At 59.2% G+C, this 14,125-nt stretch carries 15 protein-coding genes; 13 read left to right on the top strand and 2 right to left on the bottom strand.

The features are described from left to right. Positions 1-926: 2-oxoglutarate dehydrogenase complex dihydrolipoyllysine-residue succinyltransferase (gene odhB / locus BN871_RS24325; RefSeq protein WP_048749554.1), on the top strand; the 926-nt coding region annotated here is incomplete at its 5' end. A gap of 74 nt (positions 927-1,000) precedes the next feature. On the opposite strand, the gene BN871_RS24320 is transcribed toward odhB, so the two are convergent. Continuing rightward, complete coding sequence (locus BN871_RS24320) at positions 1,001-1,273, bottom strand: hypothetical protein (RefSeq protein WP_021880206.1); 273 nt, start codon at positions 1,271-1,273, stop codon at positions 1,001-1,003. Between the two features lie 161 nt (positions 1,274-1,434). On the opposite strand from BN871_RS24320, the gene BN871_RS28030 reads away from it, so the two are divergent. The 6 genes from BN871_RS28030 (at position 1,435) to BN871_RS24295 (ending at position 6,394) form a co-directional block, all read left to right on the top strand. Beyond that, positions 1,435-1,581: a hypothetical protein gene (locus BN871_RS28030; RefSeq protein WP_157053899.1), complete on the top strand. Its 147-nt coding sequence runs from the start codon at positions 1,435-1,437 to the stop codon at positions 1,579-1,581. Positions 1,582-1,751: 170 nt separating this feature from the next. Beyond that, positions 1,752-2,201 (top strand): Fur family transcriptional regulator, encoded by a 450-nt coding sequence (locus BN871_RS24315; RefSeq protein ID WP_048749552.1) that lies wholly within the window; start codon positions 1,752-1,754, stop codon positions 2,199-2,201. Between the two features lie 273 nt (positions 2,202-2,474). Beyond that, entirely contained in the window at positions 2,475-3,182 is a 708-nt protein-coding gene (locus BN871_RS24310; protein WP_048749550.1) for a metal ABC transporter ATP-binding protein, read from the top strand. Beyond that, a complete protein-coding gene (locus BN871_RS24305) occupies positions 3,128-4,024 on the top strand; it encodes a metal ABC transporter permease (RefSeq protein WP_048749549.1) in 897 nt (298 codons plus the stop codon). Before BN871_RS24310 ends, BN871_RS24305 begins: the two co-directional genes overlap by 55 nt. 27 nt (positions 4,025-4,051) lie before the next feature. Next, the gene (locus BN871_RS24300; RefSeq protein ID WP_048749547.1) at positions 4,052-5,026 is read left to right on the top strand and encodes a metal ABC transporter substrate-binding protein; all 975 of its coding nucleotides are present in this window, start codon (positions 4,052-4,054) and stop codon (positions 5,024-5,026) included. Between the two features lie 111 nt (positions 5,027-5,137). Beyond that, positions 5,138-6,394, top strand: coding sequence for a GTP-binding protein (locus tag BN871_RS24295; RefSeq protein WP_232313315.1), 1,257 nt, complete (start codon positions 5,138-5,140; stop codon positions 6,392-6,394). Between the two features lie 201 nt (positions 6,395-6,595). Here the strand turns inward: BN871_RS24295 and BN871_RS24290 are convergent, their stop codons facing one another. Beyond that, positions 6,596-7,642, bottom strand: a complete 1,047-nt coding sequence (locus BN871_RS24290) for a GTP-binding protein (RefSeq protein ID WP_048749545.1) — start codon at positions 7,640-7,642, stop codon at positions 6,596-6,598. Between the two features lie 150 nt (positions 7,643-7,792). Here BN871_RS24290 and BN871_RS24285 point away from each other — a divergent pair, with 150 nt between their 5' ends. The 6 genes from BN871_RS24285 to BN871_RS24260 all read left to right on the top strand — a co-directional run bounded on the left by BN871_RS24285 (position 7,793) and on the right by BN871_RS24260 (position 13,977). Continuing rightward, on the top strand, positions 7,793-8,269 hold the full coding sequence (locus BN871_RS24285; protein WP_048749542.1) for a transcriptional repressor: 477 nt from the start codon (positions 7,793-7,795) through the stop codon (positions 8,267-8,269). 12 nt (positions 8,270-8,281) lie between these two features. Beyond that, positions 8,282-8,782 (top strand): GrpB family protein, encoded by a 501-nt coding sequence (locus BN871_RS24280; RefSeq protein WP_021880199.1) that lies wholly within the window; start codon positions 8,282-8,284, stop codon positions 8,780-8,782. A gap of 622 nt (positions 8,783-9,404) precedes the next feature. Continuing rightward, positions 9,405-10,562: a hypothetical protein gene (locus tag BN871_RS28675; RefSeq protein ID WP_048749540.1), complete on the top strand. Its 1,158-nt coding sequence runs from the start codon at positions 9,405-9,407 to the stop codon at positions 10,560-10,562. Further along, positions 10,532-11,374: a diguanylate cyclase domain-containing protein gene (locus BN871_RS24270; RefSeq protein ID WP_021880197.1), complete on the top strand. Its 843-nt coding sequence runs from the start codon at positions 10,532-10,534 to the stop codon at positions 11,372-11,374. The genes BN871_RS28675 and BN871_RS24270 overlap by 31 nt, the downstream gene beginning before the upstream one ends. Then, positions 11,364-12,710, top strand: coding sequence for a hypothetical protein (locus BN871_RS24265; RefSeq protein ID WP_048749538.1), 1,347 nt, complete (start codon positions 11,364-11,366; stop codon positions 12,708-12,710). Before BN871_RS24270 ends, BN871_RS24265 begins: the two co-directional genes overlap by 11 nt. A 4-nt stretch (positions 12,711-12,714) precedes the next feature. Then, positions 12,715-13,977 (top strand): glycosyltransferase, encoded by a 1,263-nt coding sequence (locus BN871_RS24260; RefSeq protein WP_021880195.1) that lies wholly within the window; start codon positions 12,715-12,717, stop codon positions 13,975-13,977. Positions 13,978-14,125: the final 148 nt, after the last annotated feature.

Raw genomic sequence — 14,125 nt, 5'->3', positions numbered from 1 at the left:
CTGCGAACGCCAGCAGCGAAGGCTCCGCCATCGCCTCGCCATCCGCGCGCAAGCTTGCCCGCGAGCGCGGCATCGACCTGAACCAGGTCAAAGGCACGGACCCTAACGGCCGCATCTACAACCAGGACGTGGCGAACCACGGCTCCGCTCCTGCCGCTCCTGTGGCAGCGCCAGCCAAAGCCCCGGCCGCTCCAGCGAAGCCCAGCTTCACGGAGCAGCCAGGCAAGCCGGTCGAGCGTACGAAAATGTCCCGCCGCCGCCAGACGATCGCCAAGCGCCTGGTGGAAGCCCAGCATACGGCTGCCATGCTGACGACGTTCAACGAAGTCGACATGACGGCGATTCTGGACGTGCGCAAGCGCCGCAAGGACGCCTTCAAGGAGAAGAACGAAGTCGGCCTCGGCTTCATGTCCTTCTTCACGAAGGCTGTCGTCGGCGCGCTGAAGAAATACCCGCTGCTCAATGCGGAAATCGACGGCGACGATCTGATTCTCAAGAAATACTATGATATCGGCATCGCCGTCGCCGCTCCGGACGGCCTCGTCGTTCCGGTCGTGCGCGACGCCGACCGCCTCGGCTTCGCCGGCATCGAGAAATCGATCGCCGAGCTTGCAGGCAAAGCCCGCAAAAATACGCTGGCGCTCTCCGATCTTCAAGGAGGCACGTTCACGATCACGAACGGCGGCGTCTTCGGCTCCCTGCTGTCGACCCCGATCCTGAACGCTCCGCAGGTCGGCATCCTGGGCATGCACAAGATCCAGATCCGTCCTGTAGCCATCGACGAAGAGCGCATGGAGAACCGTCCGATGATGTACATCGCCCTGTCCTACGACCACCGTATCGTGGACGGCGCCGAAGCGGTCCGCTTCCTCGTGACCGTCAAGGAACTGCTGGAAGATCCGGAATCGCTCCTTCTCGAAGGCTGATACAGCCCATAAACAGACAAGCCCGGAGATGCCATGGCATCTCCGGGCTTTTTATATTCTTCCTTGGTTATCCCTTACATCTTGCGGTTGCAGTACAGGAGCAGAATGACATACCCGGCCCCGATGCAGACGAGGAGGTAGGACATTTCGGGAAGGTTGATGACGCCGACAAAAAGGACGACGACGCTGGCGATGAGATTGTACATGGCGACGGTCCGGTACAGCTTGTCGCGGTCCCGGATGCGGCCGGGCGCGAAGGCGGCGAGCAGCCATGGAGTGCGTCTGACGCCGGTGAAATAGGCGACGGCATAAATGATCAGAGCGAGCAGCAGCAGATACACATTCATGGTGGCTGTATCCCCTTGTTGATGAGCTGGGTCAGGCGGCCGGTGAGCGCGCTGTATCCTATATTATACGTCGGCATTCCAGGATGTGGGAATGGTTTTTATTGCGGAATAATCGGAATGTCTCCGGCCGCTGCCGCATAGGATTGTACGGGGAGCCAAGCTTGATCCGCTTGTTCATGGGAGAGGATGCCGGCCGACGGAAGCATGTCTTTCGGGAGGCGGCACTTATGGGCACGGACACGTTGATTGCGCTGCTGGCGCTGGTTGTATCGATCATCCAGCTGGCCGGGCGCAATGGCAAGCTGTAACGGCTGCACCGCAGGCGGGCAGGGAACTTTTCAGGTTCCCTGTCCGCTTTTTTGCGGGGACGGGGGCGCCGCATTCAGGCAAAGCCCGGAATGGACGGATTTCGAGGAAAGGCATTCCTATGGTATACTTGGGATATCCTATGATTGTTACGCGGAAAGGAAGACTTGCGATGGCGGGAACGAAGACGAACGGAACAGCCAAAGTGATGCTGGACGCGATGTCCAGGAGCGGATGGAGAATCACCGATCAGCGCCGCAAGCTGGCGGATATTTTCTCTGCGACCGAAGGCTACTTGTCTCCCAAGGATGTGTACGAGGCGATGGCGGTCTCTTACCCCGGCGTAAGCTTCGATACGGTGTACCGCAATTTGCGGCTCATGAGCGAGATGGGCGTGCTCGAACAGTTCTATTCCATGGATGCCGGGCTTAAGTTCAAGGCCGCCTGCTTCCATCACCATCATCATCATCTGATCTGCACGAACTGCGAAAAGACGCTTACCTTCGACTACTGCCCGATGGAGCAGGAAATGCGGCTGCCGGGCAACTTCAAGATCATGAACCACCGGTTCGAAGTCTACGGCATTTGCGAGCACTGCCAAAAGGAGCAAGCGGGGAGCTGATGGCCGGCTTGTTCTTTTTTTGCGGAGCTGCGCTGCTGGATGACGGCCTGCAGAGAGGCGGCCGGGATTTTTCCGGACAGGGCTCCAGCTTGTTTCCGTGACATGCCTTCTGACGGGGAGCCCCGGTCATTGACTTTGAGAACCGACCCTGATAGAATGGTCGAGGTGTAATGATTACTATTAAGCTGAAATTCCTTCCGACAGGCAGGAATGGCGGCAAGCAATCTACCAAATATGTAATAATTACGATAGAACATAGAAGGAGGGATGGCCATGCTTCTGGCATCCTTGAAAGACGTCGACTTCGGATACAGCGATGTGCCGACGCTCCACAACGCCTCCCTCGAGGTGCACAGCGCCGAGTTTGTCGCCGTGACGGGACCGAACGGAGCGTCCAAGACGACGCTGCTCAAGCTCATGCTCGGCTTGCTGAAGCCGTGGAAAGGCAAGGTGCAGCTGGCGCGGAAACGGGACGACGGCAGCAGGCTGACCGTCAGCTACGTGCCGCAGCAGATCGCCGCCTTCAACGGAGGCTTTCCGAGCAACGTGCAGGAGTTCGTCCTCTCCGGCGTCCACAGCCGCGGCTCCTGGCTCCGCAAGGTGACGGAGAAGGACCGGGCTGCGGCGGAAAAGTCGCTTCGCCAGGTGGGGATGTGGCAGCTTCGCAGCCGCCGCATCGGCGAGCTGTCGGGCGGGCAGAAGCAGCGCATCATCATCGCCAGGGCGCTGACCCAGCGGCCGGATCTGCTCATCATGGACGAGCCGACGACGGGCATGGATCAGGAAAGCCGGGCCGGATTTTACGAGCTGATGCGCCATATGGTCGAAGTCCACGGCATGACCATCGTCATGGTGACGCATGGACTGGATGAATGCCGCCCTTACCTGGACCGGATCATCGAGCTGGAGAGAAAGGGGGAGGGCGGATGGAAATGCTGCAGTACGACTTTATGCAACGGGCATTTTGTGCCGGCGGGCTGATCGCGATCATCGCCTCCGTGCTGGGCGTGTACCTCATGCTCAGACGGCAGGCGCTCATGGCGGACATGCTCTCCCATGTATCTCTGGCCGGTGTCGCCGCAGGAGCATACCTCAATTGGAACCCGACCTTGTCGGGCTTCCTGACCGCCGTCGTCGGGGCGGTAGCGGTCGAATATGTTCGCCGTTCCTACAAGACGTACAGCGAGATATCGGTTGCGATCATCATGGTCGGAGGGCTTTCGACGGCGGTTGTCCTCATGAGCCTGAACAAGAGCATCAGCAAAAGCTTCACGTCGTATCTGTTCGGATCCGTTGTCGCGGTCGATCAGACCCAGCTCGTCCTGATGGCGGCCGTAACGGTCATCGGCGGCTTGTTCTTCTTCCTGCTGCGGCGTCCGCTGTACCAGATGACTTTCGACGAGGAGACGGCGCGCGTCAGCGGCCTTCCCGTCGGGCTCATCTCGATGATGTTCAGCGTGCTCACAGGCATGATCGTCGCCGCCGCAATGCCGGTCGTCGGCGTGCTGCTCGTCTCCTCGCTGATCGTCCTGCCGGCATCGCTGGCGATCCGGATCGCCAGCCGCTTCAGCGCCGCGCTTCTGCTCGCTGTCGGCATCGGCCTGACGGGCGTATTTGCCGGCCTCACGGCCTCTTACGAGCTGAGCCTGCCTCCGGGCGGCACGATCGCTCTGGTTCTCCTCGCTCTGCTGCTGATCGGCGTCGGACTCAAGAAAGCGGTCCGGTTCGTACGCTCCAAAAGCAGCCATGTGGCGGCTGCCGATACGGAGATGCATACCTACGGCCCGATTCCAAGGCTGAGCGGGGATTCACATAACCATTAATCAAGCGGAAAGAAGGAATGCATCATCATGAACAGCAAGTGGATTCGAAGCACGGCTGCCGCCGCGGCGCTGGCGCTGGTCCTAGCGGGTTGCGGCGCCAAGACGAACGGGAACGCCGCTTCCCCTGACAGCTCAGAAGGCAAGCTCAAGGTTGTCGCCACCTTTTATCCGATGGCGGAATTCAGCCGTCAGGTCGGAGGGAATCTCGTCGATGTCGCCGCTCTCGTCCCGGTCGGCACGGAGCCGCATGACTGGGAACCGAGCGCAAAGGACATGTCCAAGATCAGCGATGCGGATGTATTCGTCTACAACGGCATCGTAGAGGAATGGGCCGAGCGCGCGCTGGATAGCGCCGGAAGCGCCAAGCGGGTTGCCGTCGAAGCGAGCAGCGGCATCGAGCTGCTGGAAGGCGTCGAGGAAGAAGGGCATGAAGGCCACGATCATGAAGGCGACAGCGCCGAAGAGAGCCATGGACACCCCGTCGATCCCCATGTGTGGCTGAGCCCGGCTCTGGCGATGAAGGAAGTGCGCAATATTGAAGCGGCTTTCAGCCAGGCCGATCCCGAGCATGCGGAGCAGTACAAGCAGAACGCGGATGCTTATGCTTCCAAGCTCCAGGACCTGGATGAACAATTCAAATCCCAGCTAGCCGACGTCAAGCGCAAGGACTTCATCACGTCCCATGCCGCCTTCGCTTATCTGGCCAAGGAATACGGCTTGAAGCAGGTTCCGATATCGGGATTGTCGCCGGAGCAGGAGCCTTCGCCGGAGCAGATGGCTCAGGTCGTCAAGTTCGTCAAGGACAACAACGTCCGCACCATTTTCTTTGAAACGCTGGCCGACTCCAAAATCGCCGATACGATCGCGGCCGAGACGGGCGCGGGCACGGATGTTCTCAATCCGCTGGAAGGCTTGACGCAGGAAGAAACGGCCGCGCAGGAAGACTATATTTCCATCATGGAGAAGAATTTGGCTGCATTGAAGAAAGCCTTGAACGAGTAACCGCCGCTTTCTTTACGTCGAATGATCGTAAATATAACTATTTTGCCGGATTCGTCCGGCTTTATTCCCTCCAATAAATCGTAAAATTTACAAAAAGGTGAGTGGATCGTTTTGACTATGGATTCCCATACGATTGAAGGCAGCAGCAGCTATGCGCGGGTAGAAGGAAATGCGGAGAGTGGTCCAGGACGGATTTTGCCGGTTACCGTGCTGAGCGGATACCTGGGGTCGGGCAAGACGACGCTGCTGAACCATATTCTGGCCAACCGGGATGGAATGCGGGTGGCGGTCATCGTCAACGATCTCAGCGAAGTCAATATCGATGCTTCCCTGATCAGGGATGGAGGAGGGCTTTCCCGTGTGGACGAAAAGCTCGTGGAGATGTCCAACGGCTGCATCTGCTGCACGCTTCGCGAAGATTTGCTGCGGGAAGTCGAGCGGCTCGCTCAAGAGAACCGCTTTGATTACATCCTGATCGAATCGACCGGGGTGGGCGAGCCGGTGCCGGTTGCCCAGACGTTCTCGTATGCCGACGAGGAATCGGGCATCGACCTGTCCCGCTTCTGCCGGCTGGATACGATGGCGACCGTCGTGGATGCCAGCCGGTTCTGGCATGATCTCGGCTCCGGAGATTCGCTGCTGGCGAGGAAGCAGGCTGTCGATGAAGGCGACAGCCGGGATGTGGCCGACTTGCTGATCGACCAGATCGAGTTTTGCGATGTGCTGGTGCTGAACAAATGCGATCTGGTGCCGGAGCAGGAGCTGGCGAAGCTGGAAGCGGCGCTGCGCCGTCTCCAGCCCCGGGCGAAGCTGATCCGCGCCGAGCATGGCAGGGTGGCTCCATCGGAGCTGTTGAATACCGGACGCTTCGATTTCGAAGAGGCGAGCATGTCGGCGGGGTGGCTGAAAGAGCTGGAGCAGCCGGTCCATGTTCCGGAAACAGACGAGTACGGCATTTCCAGCTTCGTGTACGAACGCGCGCGCCCCTTCCATCCGCGAAGGCTGGAGGAATGGATGGGGGACTGGCCGGAGCAGATCGTCCGCGCAAAAGGCTTCATGTGGCTGGCGAGCCGGATGGAAACGGCGCAGTCCATCAGCCAGGCGGGACCATCCATCAGCTTCGGGCCGATGGGATACTGGGCAGCGGCGCTCCCGGACGAGGAGCTGGACTTGCTCATGAGCGAGCAGCCGGATCTGAAGCAGGACTGGCATCCGCTCTACGGAGACAGGATCAACCGGGTCGTCTTCATCGGAATCGGGCTCGAAGCGGATCAGATTGCCGCGTCCCTGGACGGCTGCCTGCTTACGGATGAGGAAATGGAGGATGATTGGAGCCGGCTTGAAGATGAATTGCCGGGAGCGTCCTAGTCCCGGCAAAGCCCACACGGGCAAAGCACGCACGGTCAAAGCCCGCATGAGCAAAGCCCACACGGTCAAAGTCTGCACGGGTAGAGCCTGCACGAGCAATGCGTGCACGGGAAAAGCCCTCGCGAGCAAAGCCTGCACGAGCAATGCGCATCGCATGAACGAAGGAAAGGCCGGGCTGCTCAGCCCGGCCTTTCCTTCATTTCATGACCGCTTCAGCGACCTCCATTCCTCGGCCAGCCTCTGTTCGGGCAGATCGGTGCCGATCAGCACCAGATAAGGCTTTCCGGGATAATTGGACGGACTCCACTCCGCCCTCCCGCTGCTGAATTGCAGCAGCAGCATCCGGCCGCCGGAGACGAGATGTCCTTTGGCGCGAAGCAGACACGCTTCGTGGCGGGACAGGAAGGCTTCGACGGCTTCGGCGTCCAGCTGCATCGTGTCCGGCGGCATCGGAAGGGTCAACGAGCGGATCGCTGCCGCTGGATTCCCTTCGGAATGCCCTTGACGGCCAGCGGGGGACGCCATTCGAAATGGAGCGAGCGTCGCTGCGCGGGAAGCCTGCAGCATCCCCGCCGGCTGCATCGCCTTCCCGGCAGCCGGCAGCCGGCGATCCGGCGCCTGAGGACGGGGATGAACGGAGTGGAGCAGCGAAGCAACGTCCATGGAACTGCGGACGGACGGCAGGAGAGCCGCTTTCCCGTTCAGCTTGCGCAGGGATTTCTGGACTTTGTCGAGCTCGCCGGCCGGAGCCAGATCCGATTTGTTCATGAGCACGATATCGGCCTCGCTTACCTGGCTGCGGAGCAGACGCACCAGCTGCCTCTCCGCGGAGAAACGGCTGTTGTGCTCCAGAAATCGGGATGCGTCTACGACGGTCAGGACCCGTTCGAGCTGAAGTCCCGGAGGAAGCTCGTCATTCGACGGGGAGAACATGGCGACAAGCTCGGCAGGGTCCGCCACTCCCGTCAATTCCATGAAGATCAGATCCGGTTCTCCCGAAGCCAGCTGCTTCAGGCTTGCCTCGACCTCGCTTCTTTTCGTGCAGCAGATGCAGCCGTCCAGCAGCTTTTGGACCGGCAGGCTGATCTTCTCCTGCACGATCGCGCCGTCCACATCCTCGCGTCCGAGCTCGTTCATCAGTATTCCCGGCTTCAAGCCGCGCCGCTCCGTCTCCACGAGCAGGTTCAGCAGCAGGGTCGTCTTGCCGCTGCCCAGAAATCCAGTCAATATAAATACGGGAATGGACATGAAAGCTCACCTCGCATCGAAGGGTATTACAAGAAGTACTCTTGTCCGGCTTGTCTTAGAACGAGGCGTTTTGATCTTTTTTGGCGATTGAGGTACAATCAAATAAGAATGATTCTAAACAATAGCACAGGACAAAGGGGGATCAGATTCATGTCCCAGCATGCGATTGCGCTCATGGATGCTGTCAACAGCATGGTGATCGGAAAAGGGTACAGGCTGACCCCGCAAAGGCGGGCGACGCTGGAAGTGCTGATCGGGAACGAAAGCGACCATCTCAGCGCAGAAGACATCTATTTGAAAGTCAAAAAGCTGCATCCGGAAATCGGCCTTGCGACGGTCTATCGGACGCTGGAGCTGCTGAGCGAGCTCGCCGTCGTGGAGAAGATGCATTTCGGCGACGGTGTTGTCCGCTATGATCTTCGGGCGTCGGGCCAGGCGCATATGCATCATCATCTCATCTGCAGCCGATGCGGCCTCGTCAAGGAGATCCAGGACGACTGGCTCGCTGAGCTGGAAGCCAGAGTGGCCAAGGAATACGGCTTTGCCGTGACCGATCACAGGCTGGATTTCACCGGCACCTACATGCACTGCGGCAGGAAGAGCTGCCGGCGCAAAGCCGTTTCGTGAAAGGACGATAGGATGGAGGAGGTCCGGTTTCAGGACAGCAGCGCCTTCAGGGAGGCTGCGGAGTCGTTGTTCCTGGCGGAGAAAGCCAAGCTGCTCGCCGTTCTTCCGGAGGCGGATATCCAGCATGTAGGCAGCACCTCCCTTCCCCGGGGACTGACCAAAGGCGACCTGGACATTCAAGTACGCGTGCGGGCCGACCGCTTCGCGGAAGCCGTCGTGATGCTCTCTTCCCTTTATGAGCGTAACGAAGGCAGCTCCAGCACGGAGCACTTCAGGGCATTCAAGGACGACGGCGCCGTGCCGCCGCTCGGCATCCAGCTCACCGTGGCAGGCTCGGAGACCGATTTTTTCTGGAAGTTCAGGGAGGTTCTGGCCAGGAACGAGTCGTATCTACAGGAATATGATTCCCTGAAACGGAGATACGAGGGCTGCGGCATGGACGAGTACCGGGCGGAGAAGAAGGCATTCTTCGAGCGGCTGATGACGACGGAGGCGTTCAAAGAGCTGGATTAGGACTGGCATATGGCCAATCCGGACCGAGCTCGATGACAATGTGAGGAAGTACACGAGGCCCCTTTAATAGGGGCTTTTTTTTTTCGTCCCGCGGCGTTAAAGGGTGCGGAGAATCGTTTCCGTAAGGACAAAACTAGAAAAATGTAGATTATTGTCGAATTCTATTAAAAGAAATAAGATAAGGCTACTAGTGAACCGGGTATGTATACATAACGTGTTACAGAGAGACGCATTTCAGCAAGTTCTTCATGACCGGGGATGAAATGGCTCCATGAAGGGTGGACAGGCATGAGAAAAATTCCAAAACCGGGAGCCGCAGCGGCCGCGGCCGCTGCGGTCGGGATGCTGCTGATCGTCCTTCTCTTCACCAAGCCTTACGCGGGCATGGCGGACAACGGAGATTACTTCCGGGAAATCCATAATCCGGGGCTTTATTATTTGACGGACAGCTTCGAGGACCGGCATTTCGGCTATTTCAACCGTGAATTCGGCATTCGGGAATACCCTTACGACCCGAATTCCCGCTTCGTCTCCTCGCTGTCGCTGATGATTCGGGCCGCGCTCGGCATCGATCTCGCGATAACGGGGGGACAACCGATTCGACCTTCGGTTTCTTGCAGCTTTGTATTCCGTCCTGTTCCTGGCCGCGGTGTATTTGATCGTAAAGGAAGCGGCGAGCAGGCTGAAGCCGGGCATGGCGGCATTTGCCGCGGCTGCCGCGGCTTTCATTCTGGCCGATACCGGCTATACGGTCTATTTCAATTCCTTCTACGGCGAGCCGGCCTCCTATATTTTTCTCCTTCTGTCGCTGGTGCTGATGATGAGGCTGCCGGAGCGCAAGGCGGGATGGACGGCGTGGTTCATCGCCTGGGCAGCATGCGCGGTACTGTTCGCCGCAGCGAAGCAGCAGAACGCCCCGGCCGGAATTCTGTTTGCCTTGATGGGGCTAAGACTTTCCTTTCGGATGGACAAGGGCAAATGGCGGCGTGCCGCGCTCGCCGGAACGGCCGCAATCGCAGCCGCATCCGTGGGCGTCTATCTGTTCATGACGGACGATATCAAGCATATCAACCAGTACCATGCCGTCACCCGCGGAATACTGGAAGGCTCCCTGAATCCGGAACGCGACCTGAAGGAGCTCGGCCTGGACCCCAAGTTCGCGGTTCTTGCAGGGACGACCTACTATGACAAATATCAGCTTGAACCGGTCGAATCTCCGCTGATGGAAAAAGAGTTCTACTCGAAGTTCGGATACGGAACGATTATCGGCTATTATCTCCGCCATGCGGACCGCGCTTTCGAAAAGCTGGACATGGCCGCCTCCCAGGCCTACTCCATCCGTCCGGATGCGATGGGCAACTACGAGAAAAGCGCCGGCAAGCCTTATGGGGCCAAGACCGCCTTCTTCTCCGGCTGGAGCTCGCTGAAAAAGTCGCTGTTCCCGGACGGATTCCGCTTCATTCTGCTTTATTACGGCGTCTATTACGGCGGGCTGGCCTTCTATTACGCCCGCGCATGGCGGCGGCGTCGCCATGCGGACCTGTTCCGCCTGGAAGTCATGGCGCTACCCGGCGTCATCGGCTTGTCGCAGCTTGCGATCGCCTTTCTCGGGGCGGGAGATGCGGACCTCGCCAAGCATCTCTTTTTGTTCAACGTCTGTTTCGATCTCATGTTCGGCGTCATGCTCGTGCATGCGGTCCGCCGCTTGACCGGTTGGCTGACTATTCGATGGAAGGCAGGAATGCATCGGTGGAAATCAAGAAACTCGATATCTGGATGATGGCGCTCATCATCCTGGCGTACGGAATCGTCAACTGGTTCGCTCTGCTGCCAAAGGAAACCTATCTGGAAAACGCCATTCTGATGAGCGTACTGTTCGCGATCGTGCTTGTCTCCTATGTGAGCAGCCTGGTCGTCGCTCTGTGCGTATCGGCCATCGCTATTTTCTTCTACGGCAGCTATGTCATGTACGGGGCCGTCGTCCTTGGAAGCGGAATCGAATCCCATGTCTACTACTGGCTGGTGCTGCTGCCGGCTGCCGCGATCATGACGGCGTCCGCGGGGCAGTCCATCCGTTCCATCCAGAGGGAGAACGGTCGCCTGCGGGAACGCTATTCGGAATACGTGACGATCGACGAGAAGACGGGCTTGGACAACGCCAAGGTGTTCCACACCGTCCTGCAGCAGTATATGGGCCTGTCCAGACGCTACAAGCTTCCCTTGTCGGTGATGCTCGTCCGGCTTGATTATTACGACGATATCCGGAGCATCGTCGGCAACGAAGCGATGGGCGACGTCGTCCGCTGGATCGGCAAGCAGCTGGTCAACAGCACCCGAACGGAGGACTCCGCCTATATGCTGGAGGACGGAAGAACGTTCGCGCTGCTGCTGCTGGGCAATGCCGACGGCGCCCAGATCGTGAAGCGGAGAATCAAGGATACGATCTACTCCTACGAGCTGGAGCGGTCGGCCAAAACCGTCTCTGTCCGGCTTGAGCTGAGAATAGGGGTAGCGGAATACGATTCCGAGCAGAACCAGGACGCCATCATGCTGCGGCGCATCGCGGAGAAGGACATGGAATATGATGTGTAGGACTCGGCTGCTCGCCCTGCTGGCAGCAGGGCTTATAGCCGGCGCATGGATCGCCGCTCCGGCCTTCGCGCTGACCATTGCGGGCAACGGCAGCAGCCATTCCGTTCCCTCGGCCTCGGAGCGTCCGGACAAGGTCATGCTGTTCTACGGGAACGATGTTCCTAGAGACAGGCTCATGGCCCAGTACCGGATGCTGAAGTCGATTCACGACTCCGTCGCGCTTCAGCTGGCCGGTACCGAGATGCCGGGTGAGCGGGCCGGCTTGGCGAAAGCTTACGTGATCGGCGAGCAGGCAGAGACGGCCGCCTCCGCCTGGCGCAAACGTTTCGCGGAAGAAGGCATCGGCCTGGAAACGCTGGACGAACCGAGAGAGCCTGGGGTGCGGAAGCCGGGTATCCGGGACACGACGACAGGCCTTTCCTATTTCATGCTGAAAGATGTCAATCCCTTTCTGGATCTCAATGAGCTGGAGCGCAAAGGGGAGTGGCTGCAGGAGAGGAACATCTCCTTTTTCGTGGAGCTTCGTCCCGTATTCGTGAACGCGGAATCGGAAGGAATAAAAGCTTATTTCGCCGAGGTCAGAAGCCTGCTGGAACGAGGCGGCATTCCGCTGCTCGCCCCGCTCAAGGGCTGGTCGCCTCCGGATGAGTGGCAGTCCTACGTGGAAGGCTCCATGGTCGCGGGAGTGACGGATTCATTGGAGCCCGAACGGCTTATGAAGCAGGCGTGGGATGCCTACGCGCAGCAAGGAATTTTCATCGCCGGGATGAGCGGGCCGCTGGATCTGCTGTTCGATCCGTCCTGGAAGCCGATCCTTCGGCGTACCGGCCTATTCGTGGAGGATGGAGCCTGGCAAGGGTATTCCCGCGATATCGGCCCGGAGGAGGCCTGGGACGGAATCTATCTTCCCTATCGGGAAGGGCTGGAGCCGGCCGCTTCCGAAGGGGAGCTGCCCGCGGCGGCTTCCCGCGTCATCGGGCTTGAAGCCGGCGCCGATCCTGCAGCGATGTCCTCGATGCTGGAGGAAGCGGCCAGCGGCGGCACCGTATTTGCCGAGGCATCCCTCGTAGACGGCCGGATTCAATGGGACCGCGACGTCCAGCGGACCGGAGGAAGGCTGCTGATCGACGGCAATCTCCCCGCCGAGTATGTTCCTCCCGGCGGCGAACCGGCTGACCCTGCCCAGCCGGAAGCCGAAACGTCGCTCACGCTGGTGAACAAAAGCATCCAATCGGCCATGGTCGTGCTGCTTGTCGTTTCCATCCTCGTCGCCGCGGCGTTCGCCACCTTTTTCGTCGTCGGCAGGCAGATCAACCGCAGAAAGTTTTTGAGGTGAGACCATGAACGGGCAGCTTGGCGTTGTCGACTATCTTTTCCTGTATTGCATGATCTGCATCTGGGTCATGCTGCTCATCAATATCGTGCTCACGATCGGCGGTTATATTTATTACCTCAAGACGCTGAGGATGCGGGTGGATGAGCCGCTGCAGAGCTATCCTTCCGTATCGGTGCTGATTCCCGCCCATAACGAAGAACGGGTAATCGGCCAGACCGTATCGGCTCTCATCCAGCTGGATTATCCCCGGGACAAGCTGGAAATCATCGTTGTGAACGACAACTCCTCGGACCGTACCGGAGAGATTCTGGCGCAATTGCAGGCCGACCATCCCGAGGTGAATCTGCGCGTGCTGACGACCGATGCCGTCACCGGAGGCAAGGGAAAATCGGGAGCGCTCAACAACGGATATCTCGCCAGCGCCGGCGAGGTTCTGGCCGTATATGACGCGGACAATACGCCGGAGCGCTCCGCGCTCAAAATTCTGGTCCACGCTCTGGAGCGGGATAAGCGGCTCGGTGCCGTCATCGGCAAATTCCGCACCCGCAACGTGTCCAAAAATTGGCTTACCCGCTTCATCAACATCGAGACGCTCGGATTCCAATGGATGGTGCAGGCGGGTAGATGGCAGCTGTTCGGACTGAGCACGATACCGGGGACGAACTTCGTCGTGCGGCGCTCCATCATCGAAGAGATGGGGGGATGGGATACGAGAGCGATCGCGGAGGACACCGAGATCAGCTTCCGGATCTACCGGCTCGGCTACCGGATTCAGTACATGCCGCTGTCGGTGACCTGGGAGCAGGAGCCGGAGACGGTCCCGGTATGGATCAAGCAGCGCAGCCGCTGGGTGAAGGGCAACATCTACGTGCTGCTCAAAAACCTGGGCCTTCTCTTTTCCCGCGATTCGCGCCGGATCCGGTTCGATCTCCTTTATTTCTGCACGGTTTATTTCCTGTTCCTGAGCTCGGCTCTGCTGTCCGACATCATTTTCATCCTCGGGATGATGGGGCTGATCGAATACAATGTAGCCGGAAATACGGTGCTTCTCTGGTTCATGGCTTATCTGGTCTTCATCCTGGAGATGGCGATCGCGCTCAGCATGGAGAAGGGACAGAGTCGGCCGCGCAATATCGGACTCATTGCCGTCATGTACTTCACCTACTGCCAGCTGTGGCTCGTCGTGGCGGTGATCGGATTTTACCAGTACGTCCGCGACGCTGTGCTGCGCAAGGAAGCCAGATGGTACAAAACGGAACGATTCTAGGAGGATAATGAAATGCAGATAAAAGCGATCGCCGCCTTGTTGCTTGCATCCATCCTGCTTGCGTCATTTCCCGGCGCGGGCAGCGCCGGAGCGGTGCCGGCGGCCAACGCGGCAGGGACTTCGTCCGCCGCCCAGCCGGCGGCCAACG

Source organism: Paenibacillus sp. P22 (assembly GCF_000469945.2).
GTDB lineage: Bacteria > Bacillota > Bacilli > Paenibacillales > Paenibacillaceae > Paenibacillus_O > Paenibacillus_O humicus.
Note: the sequence above shows the minus strand (reverse complement) of the source record. Positions and strands in the feature narration are given on the sequence as shown.